The 19,036-nt window shown below is 70.6% G+C and carries 14 protein-coding genes; 6 read left to right on the top strand and 8 right to left on the bottom strand.

Translation table 11 applies throughout. The annotated features are described in order from the left end of the window. Positions 1-103 precede the first annotated feature (103 nt). Positions 104-1,204: a saccharopine dehydrogenase family protein gene (locus ACIBH1_RS02020; protein ID WP_397311673.1), complete on the top strand. Its 1,101-nt coding sequence runs from the start codon at positions 104-106 to the stop codon at positions 1,202-1,204. On the opposite strand, the gene ACIBH1_RS02015 is transcribed toward ACIBH1_RS02020, so the two are convergent. Both ACIBH1_RS02015 and ACIBH1_RS02010 read right to left on the bottom strand, forming a co-directional pair. Further along, complete coding sequence (locus tag ACIBH1_RS02015; RefSeq protein WP_397311672.1) at positions 1,201-2,211, bottom strand: polysaccharide deacetylase family protein; 1,011 nt, start codon at positions 2,209-2,211, stop codon at positions 1,201-1,203. The genes ACIBH1_RS02020 and ACIBH1_RS02015 overlap by 4 nt on opposite strands. 102 nt (positions 2,212-2,313) lie before the next feature. Further along, positions 2,314-3,054, bottom strand: a complete 741-nt coding sequence (locus ACIBH1_RS02010; RefSeq protein ID WP_397311671.1) for an SAM-dependent methyltransferase — start codon at positions 3,052-3,054, stop codon at positions 2,314-2,316. A gap of 127 nt (positions 3,055-3,181) precedes the next feature. On the opposite strand from ACIBH1_RS02010, the gene ACIBH1_RS02005 reads away from it, so the two are divergent. Then, complete coding sequence (locus ACIBH1_RS02005) at positions 3,182-5,383, top strand: NADP-dependent isocitrate dehydrogenase (RefSeq protein WP_397311670.1); 2,202 nt, start codon at positions 3,182-3,184, stop codon at positions 5,381-5,383. Here ACIBH1_RS02005 and ACIBH1_RS02000 read toward each other — a convergent pair. After that, entirely contained in the window at positions 5,380-5,670 is a 291-nt protein-coding gene (locus tag ACIBH1_RS02000; protein ID WP_397311669.1) for a DUF3017 domain-containing protein, read from the bottom strand. The two genes, ACIBH1_RS02005 and ACIBH1_RS02000, sit on opposite strands and share 4 nt — an antisense overlap. Continuing rightward, the gene (locus tag ACIBH1_RS01995) at positions 5,657-6,778 is read right to left on the bottom strand and encodes a citrate/2-methylcitrate synthase (RefSeq protein ID WP_397311668.1); all 1,122 of its coding nucleotides are present in this window, start codon (positions 6,776-6,778) and stop codon (positions 5,657-5,659) included. The genes ACIBH1_RS02000 and ACIBH1_RS01995 overlap by 14 nt, the downstream gene beginning before the upstream one ends. A 234-nt stretch (positions 6,779-7,012) precedes the next feature. On the opposite strand from ACIBH1_RS01995, the gene ACIBH1_RS01990 reads away from it, so the two are divergent. Beyond that, a complete protein-coding gene (locus ACIBH1_RS01990; protein WP_181611179.1) occupies positions 7,013-7,657 on the top strand; it encodes an FHA domain-containing protein in 645 nt (214 codons plus the stop codon). Here the strand turns inward: ACIBH1_RS01990 and ACIBH1_RS01985 are convergent. After that, positions 7,630-8,712, bottom strand: coding sequence for an anhydro-N-acetylmuramic acid kinase (locus ACIBH1_RS01985; RefSeq protein WP_397311667.1), 1,083 nt, complete (start codon positions 8,710-8,712; stop codon positions 7,630-7,632). The two genes, ACIBH1_RS01990 and ACIBH1_RS01985, sit on opposite strands and share 28 nt — an antisense overlap. Then, positions 8,713-10,257: a glycoside hydrolase family 10 protein gene (locus ACIBH1_RS01980; RefSeq protein WP_397311666.1), complete on the bottom strand. Its 1,545-nt coding sequence runs from the start codon at positions 10,255-10,257 to the stop codon at positions 8,713-8,715. It lies immediately after the preceding gene. 83 nt (positions 10,258-10,340) lie between these two features. Between ACIBH1_RS01980 and ACIBH1_RS01975 the strand changes: the two genes are divergently transcribed. Continuing rightward, positions 10,341-11,825 (top strand): glycoside hydrolase family 3 protein, encoded by a 1,485-nt coding sequence (locus tag ACIBH1_RS01975; RefSeq protein ID WP_397311665.1) that lies wholly within the window; start codon positions 10,341-10,343, stop codon positions 11,823-11,825. Beyond that, entirely contained in the window at positions 11,822-12,685 is an 864-nt protein-coding gene (locus ACIBH1_RS01970) for a MurR/RpiR family transcriptional regulator (protein WP_397311664.1), read from the top strand. Before ACIBH1_RS01975 ends, ACIBH1_RS01970 begins: the two co-directional genes overlap by 4 nt. Here the strand turns inward: ACIBH1_RS01970 and ACIBH1_RS01965 are convergent. Both ACIBH1_RS01965 and ACIBH1_RS01960 read right to left on the bottom strand, forming a co-directional pair. Continuing rightward, positions 12,669-13,826 (bottom strand): cytochrome P450, encoded by a 1,158-nt coding sequence (locus ACIBH1_RS01965; protein ID WP_397311663.1) that lies wholly within the window; start codon positions 13,824-13,826, stop codon positions 12,669-12,671. The genes ACIBH1_RS01970 and ACIBH1_RS01965 overlap by 17 nt on opposite strands. Before the next feature lie 5 nt (positions 13,827-13,831). Then, the gene (locus ACIBH1_RS01960; RefSeq protein ID WP_397311662.1) at positions 13,832-14,827 is read right to left on the bottom strand and encodes a LacI family DNA-binding transcriptional regulator; all 996 of its coding nucleotides are present in this window, start codon (positions 14,825-14,827) and stop codon (positions 13,832-13,834) included. A gap of 106 nt (positions 14,828-14,933) precedes the next feature. Here ACIBH1_RS01960 and ACIBH1_RS01955 point away from each other — a divergent pair, with 106 nt between their 5' ends. Continuing rightward, entirely contained in the window at positions 14,934-19,034 is a 4,101-nt protein-coding gene (locus ACIBH1_RS01955) for a glycoside hydrolase family 38 C-terminal domain-containing protein (protein WP_397311661.1), read from the top strand. The last annotated feature ends 2 nt before the right edge of the window (positions 19,035-19,036 follow it).

The following is a 19,036-nucleotide window of genomic DNA, read 5'->3' as shown; positions in this document are numbered from 1 at the left end:
GGCAAACTTTACGACGCTCAGGAAGTCCACAGTTAACAGTTAGTCGTTCGTTACGGACCACCCACGATCGACCGGAAGCCTCCAGAGTGACATTCTGGAGAGCGTGTACGACATCGTGCTCTTCGGCGCATCCGGCTTCACCGGCAGGCTCACCGCCGAATACCTGGTCAGGCATGCCGGGCCCGACGTGCGCTGGGCCCTGGCCGGGCGCGACCGTGCCAAGCTGGAGTCCCTCGGCCTCGACGTCCCGGTGATCGTCGCCGACGCCTCCGACCCGGCCGCCCTGGCCGCGCAGGCCCGCGTCATCGCCACCACCGTCGGGCCGTACGTCAGCTACGGCGAGCCGCTGGTCAAGGCGTGCGCCGAGGCGGGCACGCACTACCTCGACCTGACCGGCGAGCCGGAGTTCGTCGACCGCATGTTCCTGCGCTACGACGCCGTCGCCGCCGCTTCGGGCGCCAAGATCGTCCACGCGTGCGGTTTCGACTCCATCCCGTGGGACCTCGGAGTGCTCCACACCGTGCTGCGGCTCCCCGAGGGTGTGCCCATCACCGTCCGCGGCTTCCTGCGCGGCCACCTGCGCGCCTCCGGCGGCACCCTGGCCTCGGCGCTGACCGCCTTCTCCCGCCTGCCCCACATGATCGAGGCCGGGGCCCAGCGCCGCACCGCCGACCCAGAACCGCCCGGCCGCCGCATCAGCTCACTCCCCGGACTGCTCCGCTACGTCGGCGGCTGGGCCATCCCGATGCCCACGATCGACCACCAGATCGTCGGCCGCTCGGCCCGCCTGCTCGACCGCTACGGCCCCGACTTCACCTACCGGCAGTACTTCGGCGCGGGCTCCCTGCCCGCGGCCCTGTCGGCCGGCGTCGGAGCCGTGTCGCTCGTCGCCCTCGCCCAGATCCCTCCGGCCCGCGCGTGGCTCGCCCGCCGCCTGCCCGCCGGCTCCGGCCCGACGCCGTCACAACGCGCCGCCCACTGGTTCCGCGCCACCTTCCTCGGCGAGGGCGGCGGCCGCCGCGTGGTGACGCACGTCGCCGGCGGCGACCCGGGCTACGACGAGACGGCCAAGATGCTGGCGGAGTCGGCGTTGTGCCTGGCGTTCGACGACACCCCCAAGATCGCGGGCTCGGTGACGACGGCCAGCGCCATGGGCGAGCCGCTGATCAGGCGCCTGCACGCGGCGGGGATCACGTTCTCCTAGTACGGCAGACTCCTGGAGGCGAACGCCGAGCGCAGGGTGGGCGCCTTGAACTTGGGAAAGGCCACCGTGGCCGCGTCCCCGTCCGAGGTGTACCTCATGTCGGGGTTGTCCTTCAGCCAGTCCAGCCAGGCCGTCGAGCAGAACTGCGTGCAGTCCCCCTTGCGGTCCATCGCCCGGATCCGCGGGATGTTGAGCGCGTCGAAGCTCTTGCTGAACGGCGAGTTCGACGGCGTGTACCCCGCCAGGAAAACGCCCTTGTGCGCGTATCCGTTCCCCTTCTGCGCCCACGCCTGCTTGCGAGGCTGGTTGCCGTACGGCAGGGCCAGCGTGACGGGCGTGTGGTAGGCGAACTTGTTCACCATCTTCTGCACGCTCATGATCTGCCTGGCCACCTCGTCCCGCGAGCGGCTGCGCAGGTTGACGTGGTCGAGCGTGTGGTTGCCGATGTCGAACCCGTTGTCCTTCAGCCACAACAACGTCTGCGCCTGCTCCTCCGGCGTCGACTTGCCGAACATGTCGCGGGTGACGTAGAAGGTCGCGACCGGGCGGAAACCTTCGTACTTGGCCGCCGCCTCGCGCAGGATGGCCACCGCGGTGTCGGGCTTGGGGTTGCCCAGTTCGTCGAGCGACAGCTGCGACGGCGAGGAGTCGTCGAAGGTCAGCACGACGGGGTGCTTGCCCGCCGGGATGTCGATCTTCCCGGTGACGAACTCGGCGGCGGTGATGGGGACGTAGCCGTCCTTGGCCATCCTGGCCAGGTCCGCGCGGAACTTGGCGGGCGTGCGGTCGTCCTGGGAGCCGGGGTTGTCGATGATCCGGTGGTACATCAGCACCGGGATCTGCCCCAGCTCGTTGGCCTTGACCTGCTTGGCCGCGGCCGCCCTGGCCTCCTTGGCCTGCTTCACCCTGGCGGCGTCGTCGACCTTGGCCACCTGCGCGGTCTGCGGGTGAGTCCCGCACCCGCCGCACAACACGGCCGCGACCACCACGAGAATCCCTTTGCGCATGCCCCACCCCCGAACCCCGAACCCCAGACACGGGGACTCCTACCGCAAGATCGGAGATGCCACGCCGGGCCGGCGGGCAAGAGATCTCAAAGGTCGCAAAGGTCAGGGTCTGCGAGCGACCCCCGCGGCCAGCCAGAGGCGCTCGGACGGCTCGGAGTCGTCGGGGCGCCAGCGCGACACGTCGACCAGCCCGGGTTCGACGAGCTCGAAATCGCCGAAGAAGGTCCGGATCTCGCCGCGCGTGCGGACGGTGACGGGGGCGTTGGTGCGCTTGTAGACGTCGAGGGGGTCGGCTTCCGTCTCCTCGTCCCAGAATCCGTGGGTGATCGCCAGGTAGCTGCCCGGCACGAGCGCCTCGCGGAAGCGCGCGACCAGCTCGTGGGCGCCTTCGGGGATGAAGTGCAGGATCGCCACGAACAGCACGCCGACCGGCCGGGAGAAGTCGAGGTGGGAGGCGGCGTCGGCCAGGACGGCCTCGACGTCGCGCACGTCGCGCTGCAGCAGCACCGCCTGGGTGTTCTCCAGCAGCGCCCGACCGTGCGCGGCCACGACGGGGTCGTTGTCGACGTAGACGACGAGGGCGTCGGGACCGGCCACCTCGTGGACGTTGCCGGTGGCGGGCAGGCCGGTGCCGAGGTCGAGGAACTGCTCGACGCCGCTCGCCCGCATGTGCCGTACGGCACGGCCGAGGAAGGCCCTGTTCTCCGTGGCCAGCTGCCTGACGTTGGGATAGGCCCGGATGATCTGCTCCGCGGCGGCCCTGTCGGCTTCGTAGTGGTTCTTGCCGTCCAGGAAGTAGTCGTAGATCCGCGCCACGCTGGGCGTAGTCGAGTCGATCTCCATCGGAACCTCCTCGTCGGATATGCGAAGACTAGCCAGCCAGATCATGAAAAGTCACCCAGGTCGCAGCGGCGCCGGGCACCCGATATCTTGATATCAAGCAATCTCGCATACGTGGAGCGGACTTCCCGTGACTGATTCGACCATCATTTACACGCACACCGACGAGGCCCCAGCCCTGGCCACGTACTCGTTCCTGCCGGTCATCCAGGCGTACGCCGCCACGGCGGGCGTGCGGGTGGACAGTCGTGACATCTCCCTCGCCGGGCGGATCATCGCCAGCTTCCCCGAGCGCCTGACCGAGGCGCAGCGGATCGGTGACGCGCTGGCCGAGCTGGGTGAGCTCGCCAACACGCCCGAGGCGAACATCATCAAGCTGCCCAACATCTCGGCGAGCATCCCGCAGCTGAAGGCGGCCGTCGCCGAGCTGCAGAGCCAGGGTTACGCCCTGCCCGACTACCCGGAAGACCCGCAGACCGACGAGGAGCGCGACATCCGCGCCCGCTACGACAAGGTCAAGGGCAGCGCGGTCAACCCGGTGCTGCGCGAGGGCAACTCCGACCGCCGCGCCCCCGCCAGCGTGAAGGCCTACGCCAAGGCCCACCCGCACCGCATGGGCAAGTGGACCCCCGAGTCGAAGACGAACGTCGCGCACATGACGGCCGACGACTTCCGTTCCTCGGAGAGGTCCGCGATCCTCGGCAAGGCCACGACGCTGCGCATCGAGCTGCACGGCGACGACGGCAGCACGACCGTGCTCCACAACGGCGTCAAGGCCCTCGACGGCGAGATCGTCGACGCCGCGGTCATGCGCGTGGCCGCCCTGCGCGAGTTCCTCACCGAGCAGGTCGCCCGCGCCAAGCAGGAGGGTGTGCTGTTCTCGGTGCACCTGAAGGCCACCATGATGAAGGTCTCCGACCCGATCATCTTCGGCCACGTCATCCGCGCGTTCTTCCCCAACACCTTCGCCAAGTACGGCGAGCAGCTCGCGGCGGCGGGCCTGAGCCCGAACGACGGCCTGGGCACGATCCTCGCCGCGACCACCGACGAGATCAAGGCCTCGTTCGTCGAGGAGATGAACGACGGCCCGGCGCTGGCGATGGTCGACTCCGACCGCGGCATCACCAACCTGCACGTGCCGTCCGACATCATCGTCGACGCGTCGATGCCCGCCATGATCCGCCAGTCGGGCCACATGTGGGGCCCCGACGGCGAGGAGGCCGACACCCTGGCGGTCATCCCCGACAGCAGCTACGCCGGCATCTACCAGGTCGTCCTCGACGACTGCCGCGCCAACGGCGCCTACGACCCCGCCACCATGGGCTCGGTGCCGAACGTCGGCCTGATGGCGCAGAAGGCCGAGGAGTACGGCTCGCACGACAAGACCTTCGAGATCCCGGTCACCGGCACCGTGAAGGTCACCGACGCCGACGGCACCGTGGTGCTGGAGCACGTCGTCAGCCAGGGCGACATCTGGCGCATGTGCCAGACCAAGGACATCCCGGTGCAGGACTGGGTCAAGCTCGCCGTCACCCGCGCCCGCGCGAGCGGCGACACCGCGGTCTTCTGGCTCGACGAGACCCGCGCCCACGACGCCAGCCTCATCGAGAAGGTCAACGCCTACCTGCCGCAGCACGACACCGAGGGTCTCGACATCAAGATCCTCTCCCCGGTCGAGGCGATCAAGCTGTCGGTCGAGCGCATCCGCCGCGGCGAGAACACCATCTCCGTCACCGGCAACGTGCTGCGCGACTACCTGACCGACCTCTTCCCGATCCTGGAGCTCGGCACCAGCGCCAAGATGCTGAGCATCGTCCCGCTGCTCAACGGCGGCGGCCTGTTCGAGACCGGCGCCGGCGGCTCGGCCCCCAAGCACGTGCAGCAGCTGGTCAAGGAGAACTACCTGCGCTGGGACAGCCTGGGCGAGTTCCTCGCGCTGGCCGCGAGCTTCGAGCACCTGGCGACCACCACCGGCAACGCCCGCGCGCAGATCCTGGCCGACACGCTCGACCGCGCGACGGCGTCGCTGCTCAACGAGAACAAGTCGCCGGCCCGCAAGCTCGGCAGCATCGACAACCGCGGCAGCCACTTCTACCTGGCCATGTACTGGGCGCGGGAGCTGGCAGGGCAGAGCGACGACGCGCAGCTGGCCGAGTCGTTCAAGAAGCTGGCCGAGACGCTGACCGAGCAGGAGGAGACCATCGCGGCCGAGCTGCTCGCGGTCCAGGGCTCCCCCGTCGACCTCGGCGGCTACTTCCAGCCCGACCCGGCCAAGGCGGCGGCGGTCATGCGGCCGTCGAAGACCTTCAACGAGGCCCTCGCGAGCCTCTAGCCGAACAGATCGAGCACCATGGGCTTGAGCACGTCACCGAACTCCATGAACAGGGAGGCGGTGACGAGGCCCGAGCCCATGAGGCCGAGCACGATCATGTCGGTACGGCGGGAGCGCACTGCCAGCTGCCCGCCGTACCCGGCGAAGCGCAACGCGGCGGCCACGAGCAGGACCGACCCCAGCGCGAACGCGCCCCATTCGGGGTCGAACCAGAAGATCCCGAGCACGCCGAGAACCGCACCCGCCAGGATCAGCGGGTACGGTCCCCAGGCCTCATCGCTCGTCAATAGGCTTCCACTTCTGGTCGCGCTCTCCGATGTACTCGCTGTCCGGCCGGATCAGCCGGTTGTCGGCGTGCTGCTCGATGACGTGGGCGGTCCACCCTGACATCCGGCTCACCGAGAAGACCGGCGTGAACAGGTCCGTCGGGATACCCAGGTAGTGGTAGACCGACGCGGCGTAGAAGTCGACGTTCGGGTAGAGGCCCTTCGTCTCGAAGACGACCTCCTCCATGTCCTTGGACATACGGTAGTACTTCGGGTCGCCGTTCGCCGACAGCTCTTCCGACATCCGCCGCAGGTGGGTGGCGCGCGGGTCCTCGGTCTTGTAGACGCGGTGGCCGAATCCCATGATCTTCTCGCCCGCGGCGAGCTTGTCGCGCACGGACTGGGCGACCTGCGACTGGTCCAGCGACTCCAGGGTCCGCATGACCTGCTCGTTGGCGCCGCCGTGCAGCGGGCCCTTGAGCGTGCCGATGGCCGCGACGATCGCCGAGTGCATGTCCGACAGCGTCGCCGCGCAGACGCGGGCGGCGAAGGTCGAGGCGTTCATCGTGTGGTCGGCGTGCAGGACGAGGCACTCGTCGAAGATCTCCGCGGCGCGCGCGTCAGGGACGCGGCCGGTCACCTGGAGCAGGAAGTTGCCGGCGATGCTGAGCGAGTCGTCGGCTTCCGGTACGGCGGAGCCGCCGGTACGCGCCGCGTGGTAGCGCGCGATCAGCAGCGGCTGCTGCGCCACGAGCCGGGCCGCCTTGCACAGGTTGGCCTCGGGCGTGATGGAGTCCTTGTCGGGGTCGTCGGCCCCGGCCAGCGAGACGAGCGAGCGCAGCGCCTCCATGGGCTTCTGCTTCTCGGCGATCTCCTCGATGTTCTGGGAGACGAGCGCCCCGAGCTCGCGTCCCCTGACCAGCTCCTGTCCGTACCCCGCCAGCTCGTCGCGGGTCGGCAGCTTGCCGCGCTGCAGCAAGTAGGCGGTCTCTTCGAACGTTGCTCGGCCGGCCAGGTCGTGGATGTCGTATCCGCGGTAGAAGAGGCGACCGGCCTTGCCGTCGATGTCGGACAGCGCTGTCGACGCGGCTACGACATCGGCGAGGCCTTTGGTGGGCTTGTCCGCCATAAGTGTTTCCTCCGCTTATCTGTCCCCGAAGTCTACCTGTGAGCAGGTAAAAGGCGCGGAGGAGGTCCAGACCAATTTCACGCCGGATTCTCCTTATGGCAAAGGAGATTCCACATCCGTCCGCCTGGGTAAGCCGGATCTGTAGCAACAGTAATGCCAGGCTACCTGGGAGGAACGTTCGTGCCGCGAGAAGCAGCGCCTGTGAATTGCTGCGACTGCTAGGGAGGACACGCAGTGGAGGGGCCCTTTATCCGCATCGAGGACACCGGTGACGTGGTCCCGTTGCGCCCCGAGATCACGACGGTCGGGAGAGGCCGGGGCGTCGACATCCGGCTCACCGACCCGAGCGTGTCTCGGCTCCACGCCGAGTTCGTACGCCGAGGACCCTACCTGTACGTCGTTGACCTGGGCCTGTCCCGCAACGGCACACGGGTGAACGGCAGGCCGATCGCCCGGAGGGTGCTCGACGACGGCGACGTCGTTTCCTTCGGTGCCGCTCGATGCCGGGTCGGCGGCGTGCCTCGCGAGGACTTCGCACCCGAGGTGGAGTTGCGCCGGGCCGCCGCGCCCGAGCTGACCAGGCGCGAGGTCGACGTGCTGACGTCGCTGTGCCGTCCGGCCCTGTCGGACGAGGCGTTCGTCGCTCCGGCGACCGCCCGCGAGATCGCCGACGACCTGGTCGTCACCGAGGCGGCGGTCAAGCAGCACCTGCTGCGGCTCTACCAGAAGTTCCGCATCCCCGAGGGCACCAACCGGCGCACCAGGCTGGCCAACGAGGTGGTGGCGCTGGGCCTGGTCAGGCCCACACCGGTGGTGCCGCCGCAGCGTTCGGCCACGCCCGCGCCAGAAGGTCAGCCCGCGGGACGACGCGCGTCCTGAAGGAGCACTTGGAGCGGTCCCACGGCAACCGGCTCCGGCAGCCTCAGCGGCCCGGAGCCGGGTGTGATCGTCCCGAGGATGCGAGGGCCTGACGCCCCGGTGCAGCTCGGCACCGTGGCGGGCAGCCCGTGCGCGGTCAGCCAGCCGAGCAGCGAGAAGGCGATGGCCTCCTTGGCGTCGGCGAACTCGTGCACGGTCACCTCGGCGTCCACGCGTGCGCGCAGCATGCCCATCAGCGTGGGATTGCGCACGCCTCCGCCCGACACCACGACGCGCCGCAGCGCGTGCCGCCTGATCTCGGCGGCGACGGTCTCGGCCGTCAGCGCGGTCAGCGTCGCCACCAGGTCCGCCTGCCCTACGTCGGCGTCGACGTAGTCGGGCGTGAACAGCTCCTTGCCCGTCGTCTTGGGCGGGCTCAGGGCGTAGTACGGCTCGGCGAGCAGCTTGTCGAGCAGCTCGGGGACGACCCGTCCCTGCGCGCCCAGCCGTCCGTCCCTGTCGTACGGCGGGGCCGCGGCGTCGATGAGCGCGCATCCGGGCCCGGTGTCGTAGGCGAGACCCGAGTCGCGCACGGTCAGGTTGGCGATGCCGCCGACGTTCAGCGCCCCCGCCCGCTCGGGAAGCGTCAGCAGGTCCAGGTACGACACCAGCGGCGCGCCCTGACCGCCCGCCGCCATGTCGCGCACCCGCAGGTCGGAGACCACCGGCACGCCCGTGCGCTCGGCGATCCACGCGGGCTGGCCCATCTGCAGGGTGCCCAGGCCGGGCCAGTGGTAGAGCGTCTGGCCGTGCGAGCAGATCAGGTCCGCGTCGTACGGCTCGGCGGCGTCGGCGAAGGCCTGGCCGATCAGGGTGTCGAGCGCGCACACCTCGGCCAGGTCGACCCGGCCGGGCGGGAGCGCGCCCACGATGCGCTCCCGCAGCGCGGGTGGGTACGGCGTCTCCCCGGCCTGTTCCACCGTCCCGACGAGGGTGTCGCCGCGCAGCTCCCAGTCGACGACAGCAGCGTCGATGCCGTCGTGGGAGGTGCCCGACATCAGGCCGAGGACACGCATCTAGAGCAGCACCCGGTTGCCGTTGCTGGGACCGCTGACCCGGTTGGCCCGGTCGACGGCCAGCGCGTAGTAGTACTGGCCCCGCTTGCCCTCCGGGTCCACCCAGCGCACGTGCCGGTCGCCCGGCACCAGCGCCACCAGGCCGGCGGCGTTGTCGAAGGCGCCGTCGGCGGGGCGGGAGTCGAAGCGGAAGATCGCGACCTGGAACGGCTCCTCACGCCCGGTGGCGACCACGCGCACCTCGACGCCGCCGCCCTGGACGCGGTGGGCCGAGGCCACGATCGGGCGCCGCGGCTTGGGACCGCTCGCGAGGCGCCCCAGCACGGGAGCCAGCGCGGGCCGTACGTAGTGGTCGGTGACCGCGGTGGAGATCGAGGTGATCCTGTCGACCTTGACGTCGTTGGCGTTGTACCAGATGTCGCCGCCGATCTCGGGGTGGTTCTTGTTGAGCGTCAGGTGGTCGGACAGTTCCTTGGGGTCCTGCCACTCGGGCGCCTGGATGGGGTCGCCCGCCTTGTAGGCGGCCTGGCCGATCCACAGCTCGACGCCGGTGCCCTTGGCGACGTCGGACCACCACGGCACGAGCTTGGAGTAGTCGGCGGGCGGCTGGCCGATGTACCAGTACAGCTGCGGCGCGATGTAGTCGAGCCAGCCCTTCTTGACCCAGCCGCGGGTGTCGGCGTGCAGGTTGTCGTAGGACTGGCCGCCGTTGGTCTCCGAGCCGAGCGGGTCGGTGCCCTTGTTGCGCCAGATGCCGCTGGGCGAGATGCCCCAGGCGATCTCCGGCTTGACCTCCAGCACGCGCTGCTGCATCTCCGAGACCATCAGGTCGACGTTGTGGCGCCGCCAGGAGGCCAGGTCGGGGAAGCCGGCGCCGTACTGCGCGAAGGCCGCGCTGTCGTCGAAGGCGGTGGTGTTGGTCGGGTAGAAGTAGTCGTCGAAGTGCAGGCCGTCGAGGTCGTAGCGGGTGATCGCGTCGAGCATCGCGTCCTGGCAGAACTTGCGCACCTCGGGCATGCCCGGGTTGTAGTAGAGCTTGCCGCCGAAGGGCAGGATCCAGGTCGGGTTCTTGCGTCCCGGGTGCTCGGGGTGGAGCTTGGCCGGGTCGGCCTGCATCGAGACGCGGTAGGGGTTGAACCAGGCGTGCAGCAGCAGGCCGCGCTTGTGGGTCTCCTCCACGGCGAAACCCAGCGGGTCGTAGCCGGGGTCCTGGCCCTGCGTTCCGGTCAGGTACTGCGACCACGGCTCGTAGGTCGACGGCCAGAAGGCGTCGGCGGTGGGGCGGATCTGCAGGAAGATGGAGTTCAGCTTGCGCGACTGGGCCACGTCCAGCCAGGCGATGTATTCAGCCTTCTGCTGCTCGACCGTGAGGCCGGGCTTGGAAGGCCAGTTGATGTTGAGCACCGAGGCGATCCACATGCCGCGCATCTGGTGCAGCGGCGGGGGCACGGCGACTGATTCTGCGAAGGCGGGCAGCGGCACCGCGGTCGCGGCCGCGGCCAACGCCAGGCCGCGCAGGACAGTCCTTCTGGAGGGCGCGCTCATCGTGAACTCCTGGGGGGTGTTGTCATCCAGGGCGACGATGACAGAAAATTACCTTCCGATCAATATTGATGAAGGAAAATGTCATGCTCTCCCAGCTGGCTCTCAGCGTGCTGCAACCGGGTTTCGACGGTACCTCCGCCCCCGACTGGCTGCGCCGTGCGCTGGGCCAGGGGCTCGGCGGCGCCGTGTTGTTCGCCCGCAACCTGCCGCGTCGCGAGCTCGTCGACGAGCTCCGGGCGGAGAATTCCGATGTCGTCGTGGCGATCGACGAGGAGGGCGGGGTCGTCACCCGGCTCGAGGCCGTCGCCGGCAGCTCCTTTCCCGGCAACCGCGCGCTCGGGGTCGCGGACTCGCTCGACCTGACCCGTCGCGTCGGTCACGCGATCGGCTCCCTGGTCAGCTCCCACGACATCACCCTGAACTACGCGCCGTCGGCCGACGTCAACGCCAACCCGGCCAACCCGGTGATCGGCGTGCGCTCCTTCGGGCCGACGGCCGAGCTGGTCGCGCGGCACACCGCCGCGTGGATCGAGGGGCACCAGAGCGCGGGCGTCGCGGCGTGCGCCAAGCACTTCCCTGGGCACGGCGACACGGTGACCGACTCGCATCTGGCGCTGCCGACCGTGCACGCCTCGGCCGAGCTCTTCCACGAGCGGGATCTGCCGCCGTTCAGGGCGGCGATCGAGGCCGGGGTCAAAGCCATCATGTGCGGACATTTGCTGATTCCGGCACTCGACCCCTCGGGGCCCGCGACGCTGAGCCGGGCGATCCTCACCGACCTGCTGCGCGGCGAGCTCGGCTTCCAGGGCATGCTGGTGACCGACGCCATCGAGATGAAGGCGGTCGCCGCGCTGCACTCCCCCGGCGAGATCGCCGTGCGGGCGCTGGCCGCCGGGTGCGACGCCATCTGCGTGGGCCAGACCACCGAGGAGGGGCTGGCCGAGATCGTCGACGCGATCGTCGCCGCCGTGCGCGACGGGTCGCTGCCCGAGGAGCGCCTGGCCCAGGCCTCCGCGCGCGTCGCCGCCCTCGCCGCGTGGTACGGCAAGAGCGAACGCGCCTCCGCCTCGACCCTCGACCCGGCCACCGGCGGCCAGGGCTCCCCCGATCTGGCGGTCGGGCTGGAGGCGGCGCGGGCGGCGCTCACCGTCACCGGCGCCGCGAGGCTCACGGCCCCGCCCCACGTCCTGGAGATCAACCCCCGCCTCAACCTCGCCGTCGAGCCCGGCACCCCCACCGGCCTGACCGCCGCCCTCACCGAGCGCCTGCCCGGCACCACCCGCGTGCGCGTCGCGATGGGCGAGGACCTGCCGCCCCTGCCCGAGGGCCCGGTCGTGCTCGTCGTGCACGACGCCGCCCGCCACCCCTGGGTACGGCAGGCGCTGGCCGGCCTGACCGCGGCGCGTCCCGACGCCATCGTCGTCGAGACGGGCATCCCCGACACCCCGATCGGCGCCTCCTACCTGGAGACCCACGGCATCTCCCGCGCGTCGGCGATCGCCGCCGCGGAATGGCTCGTGGGGTCCACGACGCAGGCGAACGCCCACGCGACCGGTGAGATCGCATGACCGAGCCCGCCAACCCCGTCAGCGCGGTGCGCGCCGTACTCCCGTCGCTGACCCCCGCCGCGCAGTCCATCGCCAGGATCATCCTCGACGATCCCGGCGTGGTCGTGCGCAGCACCATCACCGAGTTCAGCACCATCTCGGGCACGAGCGAGGCCACGATCGTGCGCACCGCCAGGGCCCTGGGCTACTCCGGCTACTCCCAGCTGCGCTTCGCCCTGGCCGCCGCGGTCGCCCGCGACCGGCCCGAGCGGCTGGTCCCCGGCGACCTGGGCCCCGACGACCCGCTCACCGACGTCATCGCCAAGGTGACCAGGGCCGAGTCCGACGCGCTGGCCGACACCGCCGCGCAGCTCGATCCCGAACAGCTCGAAGCCGTCGTGGCGGCCATCGCCGAGGCCCGAAGGGTCGACGTCTACGGCGTGGGCACCTCGGGCCTGGTCGCCACCGACCTGTCGCAGAAGCTGCTGCGCATCGGCCTGTCCAGCCGTCCGTTCAGCGACGCGCACCTGGCGCTGACCAGCGCGGCGCTGCTCAAGAGCGACGACGTCGTGGTGGCGGTGAGCTACAGCGGGGAGACGCCCGACGTGCTGGTGCCGGTGCGCACGGCCAAGGCGGCGGGCGCCCTGGTGGTGGCGATCACCAACAATCCGCGCTCGTCGCTGGCCCTGCTGTCGGACCACGCGCTGGTGTCGGCGGGCCGCGAGACGGCCTTCCGCCCCGGCGCGCTGGCCAGCCGGATCAGCCAGCTGCTCATCGTCGACTGCATCTTCGTCGGCCTGGCCCAGCGCACCTACGACACCGCCGAGGCCGCGCTCAAGGCGACCAGGGCGGCTCTGGAGGTCTTCAGGAACCGGCAGTGACGATCATGCCGCGCAGCTCGTAGCCGGAGATCTCCTCCTTCATCGTGACGCGGGGCGGGGTCCGCATGGCCAGCCCCGGCACCGCGAACAATCTCGTCAGGAAGACGTCGGACTCCTGCACGGCCAGGTGGGCGCCGGGGCACTTGTGCGGCCCGTCGCCGAAGGTCAGCCCGTGGGGCGCGACGCCGTCGGCCACCGCACGCCCCGGACACAGGTCGCCGGGGTCCGGCCCGACGGCCGAGCCGTCGAGGTTGGTGGTGCTGACCGCGATGTCGACGATCTCCCCGGCCGGGATGACCGTGCCGTCGACGTCGAGCGGGGCGACGGTGCGCCGCTTGAGGTTGCCGACGACCGGTTCGAGCCGCAGCACCTCGTGCAGGATCGCGTACCGCTCGGCCTGGGAGCCCTCGACGTAGCGTTTGCGCAGTTCCTCCTGCGAGAACAGGTGCCAGGCGGCCATGTTGATGAATTCGCGGGTGGTCACCATGCCGGCGGCGGCGAAGGTCACGCACTCGCCGAGCACGTCGCCGCCGTGGCAGCCCTCGTCGAGCAGGTGGCTGATCAGGTCGTCGCGCCGCTCGGCGCGCCGGGCCTTCACCGCGGGCCGTACGTCCTTGAAGTAGATCGAGCCGAAGGTGCGGATCTGGCGGAAGAACCAGTAGATGCCGTGGAAGCTGGTGAAGCCCGGCCGGCCCCACTTCTCGGGGAAGAACCGTTCGAGCCGGTCGGACAGGCCCGGCCTGCTCTCGGTCATCCCGATGACCGCCGCGGCCACCTCGACGGCCACGTTGAAGCTCAGCTCGCCCAGGTCGGCGCTGCCGTCGCGCAGCAGCCTGGCGATCTGCTCGTCGGAGACGCGCTCCATGAGCTCGCGGTACTTCTCGTCGACACGTTTGGGGGTGAAGTAGCGGGCGGTCTGCCGACGGTGTTCGCGGTGCTCGGGGCCGTCGCGGTAGAGCACGGCCCGTCTGATCTTCTTGGGAAGCCTGTCCATCGTCTCGACGCCCAGGCCCGCCTGGACGGTCTCGGTGCTGCGTAACACCGTCCGGCCCTGGGCGTGGCCGCGGATCCGCCACACGCCGTCGTCGCCGCGTTCGACGGGGCAACCGACCTCTGATGACCCTCTGTCCACCTTGCGCACGATCGTCATCGTAGGAGGGTTTCGCCCGATCCACGAGGGATGAGGCGCACCGGCACGCGGATCTCGCGCGGCTCGCGCAGGGGCTCGGCCAGGCGGTCGGACAGCAGCGACATGGCCGTGCGCCCGATCGCCTCCGGATCCTGCGCGACGACCGTGAGGCCGGGCCGCAGCAGCTCCGCCAGTTCGAGATCGTCGAAGGCCACCAGCGCGGCCGGGAGCGACGGGTGGCGCTTGAGCACCTCCAGCGTGATCCGGTTGTTCCCGGTGATCAGCGCGGTGACCGGGTCGGACTCGTCGAGCATCGTGCGCATGACGCTCGTGACGAACTCGGGGCTCGGGCTGCCGAGCCGTACCTCGTGCTCGTCGACCGGAACCCCGTGCTCGGCCATCACGGCGCGGAAGGCGGTGACTCGTTCGCGGGCGGTGAAGACAGCGGGGTCGTCGCCGAGGTAGCCGATGCGACGGTGACCCTGCTTGAGCAGGTGTTCCACGGCCAGCCTGATCCCGACAGCGTTGTCACTGAGCACGGCGTCGCACGCGATTCCCTGGGCCGGACGGTCCACGGCGCAGACCGCCAGGCCGTCGGAGATGTCGGGAAGCAGGTAGTCCTGACGTTTGGCGATGGGGGCCAGGATCAGGGCGTTGGGACGGCGGGCGGTGAAGCCGAGCGCCACGTCCCGCTCGCGCGCCGGGTCGTCGTGGCTGGAGCCGATCATGACGACGAGGCCGTCCTCCTCGGCGCGGGTCTCCACGGCCTTGCCGATGGCGGCGAAGAAGGGGTCGGCGATGTCGCGCACCACCAGCCCGATCGCCTGCGACCTGCCCTGACGCAGCTGGCGCGCGCCCTCGTTGCGCCGGTAGCCGAGCCGGTCGATGGCCTCCCGCACGCGGTTGAGCGTCTCGGGGGCCACCGTGGTCTCGCCGTTCACCACGCGCGAGACCGTCTTGAGCGCCACTCCGGCGGCTTCGGCGACATCTTTCATGGTCGGGCGACGTGTCACGGGTGACAACGTTATCTTCTCGACAGCTCTCCAGGGGCCTCTAGCTTGATGACAACGTTGCCATTAGGGTGGCGTTCGCCACTGATGCATCCCCCGGGGAGACGCCGTGCCCGTACGCCTGCTGTCCGCCCAGTCCACCGACCTGTTCGTCGGCACGGAGGCCGAGCCGTACCAGATCCTGAAGGTCACCGCCGCGCAGGGCGAGGTGGACACCCCGCTCGACGTGCGAGGGGACGGCGTCGGACCGGCATCGCCCGTCGTCGTGCCCGCCGGCGACGGCGAGATCGTGGTCGAGGTGCCGCTGCGGATCACCCGGGAGCACGGCGCGCGGGTGGCCTGCGTCGTCACCGCCGCGGACGTCGAGCTGTCCGTCGATGTCATCGTGGAGGAGCCGGGCTGGACCATGTACATGGTCTCCCACTTCCACTACGACCCGGTGTGGTGGAACACCCAGGCCGCCTACACCTCGCCGTGGGAGTTCCTCTCGGGCGACGCCACCACCAGGCCGCTGTGGGAGCGCAACGCCTTCGCCCTGGTCGAGGCGCACATCGACCTGGCGCTGCGCGACCCTGACTACACGTTCGTGCTCGCCGAGATCGACTATCTCAAGCCGTTCTTCGACACCCACCCCGAGCGCCGCGCCGACCTGCGCCGCCTGATGGCCGACGGACGGGTCGAGCTGATGGGCGGCACCTACAACGAGCCCAACACCAACCTGACCGGCGCCGAGACCACGATCCGCAACATCGTCTACGGCATCGGCTACCAGCGCGACATCCTCGGCGGCGACCCGAAGACCGCCTGGCAGCTCGACGCGTTCGGGCACGACCCGCAGTTCCCCGGCTACCTGGCCGCCGCCGGGCTCACCGGCTCTGCCTGGGCACGCGGGCCCTTCCACCAGTGGGGGCCGATCAGCAAGAACTTCAAGACGGCCAAGAACGACGCCACGCTGATGCAGTTCCCCAGCGAGTTCGAGTGGATCTCGCCCTCGGGCGAGGGGGTGCTGACGCACTACATGCCCGCGCACTACTCGGCCGGCTGGTGGATGGACTCCTCGGCGTCGCTGGAGGAGGCCACGCAGGCCGTCTTCGAGCTCTACCGGGCGCTGAAGCCGGTCGCGGCCACGCGCAACATCCTGCTGCCGGTCGGCACCGACTACACCCCGCCGAACAAGTGGGTCACCGACATCCACCGCTCGTTCGCCGAGGCGTACGTGTGGCCGAGGTTCGTGTGCGGCACGCCGCGCGACTTCCTCGACGCGGTCCGCTCGGAGCAGCGCTTCTTCAGCCCGCAGACCCGTGACATGAACCCCATCTACACGGGCAAGGACGTCTCCTACATCGACACCAAGCAGGCGCAGCGCGCCGCCGAGGTCGCCGCCACCGACGCCGAAAAGCTCGCGGCCTTCGCCGCCCTGCTGGGCCTGGGCGCCTACCCGCACACCGCGCTCGACAAGGTGTGGCGGCAGCTTGCCTACGGCGCCCACCACGACGCGATCACCGGCTCGGAGTCCGACCAGGTCTACATCGACCTGCTGACCGGCTGGCGCGAGGCCCACGACCTGGCCGCCGACGCCCGCGACCGGGCCCTCGACGCCCTGACCGGCCAGATCTCCGTCGAGGGCCGGAGCATCGTGGTGACCAACACGCTGTCGTTCGCCCGCGATGGCCTGGTCAGGGTACGGCTCGCCGAAGGCCTCACCGTCGACGCCCCCGCCATCCACGAGGACGGCGTGCTCACCTTCCTGGCCACCGACGTCCCCGCGATGGGATGGCGCGCCTACCCGGTCGTCGAGGGCGCACCCGGCGGATGGCAACCCGCTCCAGGCGTCACCATCGAGAACGACCGCTGGAGCATCACCGCCGACCCCGCGCGCGGCGGCACCTTGACCTCCATCCTCGACAACGGCCGCGAACTGCTCACCGGGGCGGGCAACGAGCTGCGCCTCCACGGCGAGTACCCGCACCACCCCGACATGGGCGAGGGCCCGTGGCACCTGATGCCCACCGGGGAGGCGGCCGGCCAGAGCACGTCCGCGGCAGCCGTACGGGCCGAGAGCTCGGCGCTCGGCTCCCGGCTGATCATCGCCGGAGAGCTCGACGGCCTGGCCTTCGAGCAGATCGTCACCCTGTGGGCGGGCTCCGGCACCGTCGACTTCACCACCAGGGTCCTCGACTACACCGGCCAGGACCGGCTGCTGCGGGTGCGCTTCCCCGCCCACGTCCCCGGCGCGCTGCCCGTCTCCGACGTCGCCGGAGCTGTCATCGGACGCGGCTTCGCCCTGCCCGACGCCGACTCCGCCGAGCACCCGTGGACGCTCGACAACCCGGCCAACACCTGGTTCGGCCTGTCGAGCACCGCCCGCGTCGACCTGGGCGAGGCGGGAGCGCGGGCGATCGGCGTGGCCGAGGTGGTCGTGTCAACGCTCGACCAGGCTCCCGTGGCGCGTGACCTGCTCGTCGCCCTCGCCAGGGTCGGCGTCACCGCCACCACCTCCACCGCCGCCGGATCCAGGTACGGCTGGCTCGACGTCGACTCCAACCTGCCCGACGTGCGCATCATCGTGGGCGAGGACAACCCGCTGGCACGCGAGCTGCTGGAGCTGGTCGACGACGCCTTCGCCGAGACACTCGCCAAGACCGGACGGGTGTGGGTGCCCGCCGAGAAACCGCTGCGCGAGGTCTGGCAACCCAGCGCCGACCTCCGCGACCTGCGCGCCCTGCCCGCCCTGATCGTCACGGGACCGGTCGAGGAGCTGGTCGCCGACCTGGCCGACGCCAGGATCGAGGCTGCCTGCCCGCTCGGCGAGGAGGTCCTGGAGGACCGCACGGTCACCCTGCTGACGTACGGCCTGCCCGGCTTCGCCGTCGACCCCTCCGGCGCGCTGCACCTGTCGCTCATGCGCTCGTGCACCGGCTGGCCCTCCGGCGTCTGGCTCGACCCGCCCCGCCGCACCACCCCCGACGGCTCGGCCTTCCAGCTCCAGCACTGGACCCACGAGTTCAGCTACAGCCTGGCCGCCGGATCAGGCGACTGGCGCGCGCTCAAGCTGCCCTCGGCCGGTCAGGAGTTCATCACCCCGCTGCTGCCCCGCGCCGTCTCCCGCCAGGACGGCCCGTTGCCCGCCGTGCACTCGCTGCTGAGCGTCGAACCCGCCCGCGACGTGCTCTTCGGCACCGTCAAGGCCACCGGCAACCCGCACGCGCACGGCCGGTCCGCCACACCGGGCGACGGCGTGACCATCCGCCTGGTCGAATCCACCGGCCTCGGGACCCGTGCCGTTCTCGACTCCCCCGTGCTGCCGCTCGACAACCTCGTCCAGTCGGACCTGCTGGAGGCGCCCGGCGGTCCCGCCAGGCTGGAGCTGGCCGGCTCCGAGGTCGCCACCTACCTCGCGCCCGCCTCCCTCGCCGAAGGGACCGAACTCGGCCGGACCACCGAGACGGCCCAGCCCGTCTACAGCCGCTACTGGCTGCACAACAAGGGCCCGGCGCCGCTCGGCTACCTGCCCGTCTCCGTCGCCCTCTCCCCCGGCCTGATCACCCAGGACGGCCCGTTCGAGGCCGAGGTCGTCGTCGCCTCCCACCTGGTCGACACCGCCGTCGAAGGAGTCGTCGGCTTCGAGGCGCCCGACGGCTGGAGCGTCTCACCCGCCGAACGTGTCTACCGGGTCGAGGCGGGCGGGCACCTGCGCTTCCCGATAACCGTCACCCCGACCGGCGGGCAGGGGCTCCACTTCGTCACCGCCCGCACCGAGGCCGGCGGCCAGGTCATCGAGGACGTCCTCACCGTCGCCCTCGGCGACGCGCCCGAGCTGCCCGTGCCGGGAACCGCCCCCCAAGACGGCGTTGCCGCCCAGGGCACCAAGGCCGCCGAAGGCCGCGCCACCGGACTCGTCGTCACCTGCCCCGCCGACGCGCTCTCCCTGCGCCCCGGCGAGCACACGTCGCTGGTCGTACGGCTGGCCAACACCACCTCGGCCGAGATCCGCGGGGAAGGGCAGCTGGCGGCCCCGTGGGGGACGTGGGAGATGTTGCCCACGGTCGTCCAGGGCTTCACCGTCGCCCCCGGCGCCACCGTCGACCTGGCCTTCCCCGTGGAGGTGCCGCTCGACATGCCCGCCGGTCACGCGTGGGCGCTGGCGAAGGTCATGTGGTTCGGTCGCTGCCAGTACGCCCCCGTCGTCCGGCTGGAGGTCACCCGATGAGC

It is taken from the genome of Nonomuraea sp. NPDC050663, from assembly GCF_044456985.1.
Classification (GTDB): domain Bacteria; phylum Actinomycetota; class Actinomycetes; order Streptosporangiales; family Streptosporangiaceae; genus Nonomuraea.
Note: the sequence above shows the minus strand (reverse complement) of the source record. Positions and strands in the feature narration are given on the sequence as shown.

Bases quoted from the DNA above. Each gene is read 5' to 3' on its own strand.
- ACIBH1_RS01980 (WP_397311666.1), bottom strand. From the start codon at position 10,257: ATGAGCGCGCCCTCCAGAAGGACTGTCCTGCGCGGCCTGGCGTTGGCC.
- ACIBH1_RS01985 (WP_397311667.1), bottom strand. From the start codon at position 8,712: ATGCGTGTCCTCGGCCTGATGTCGGGCACCTCCCACGACGGCATCGAC.
- ACIBH1_RS02010 (WP_397311671.1), bottom strand. From the start codon at position 3,054: ATGGAGATCGACTCGACTACGCCCAGCGTGGCGCGGATCTACGACTAC.
- ACIBH1_RS02015 (WP_397311672.1), bottom strand. From the start codon at position 2,211: ATGCGCAAAGGGATTCTCGTGGTGGTCGCGGCCGTGTTGTGCGGCGGG.
- ACIBH1_RS01995 (WP_397311668.1), bottom strand. From the start codon at position 6,778: ATGGCGGACAAGCCCACCAAAGGCCTCGCCGATGTCGTAGCCGCGTCG.
- ACIBH1_RS01975 (WP_397311665.1), top strand. From the start codon at position 10,341: ATGCTCTCCCAGCTGGCTCTCAGCGTGCTGCAACCGGGTTTCGACGGT.
- ACIBH1_RS01970 (WP_397311664.1), top strand. From the start codon at position 11,822: ATGACCGAGCCCGCCAACCCCGTCAGCGCGGTGCGCGCCGTACTCCCG.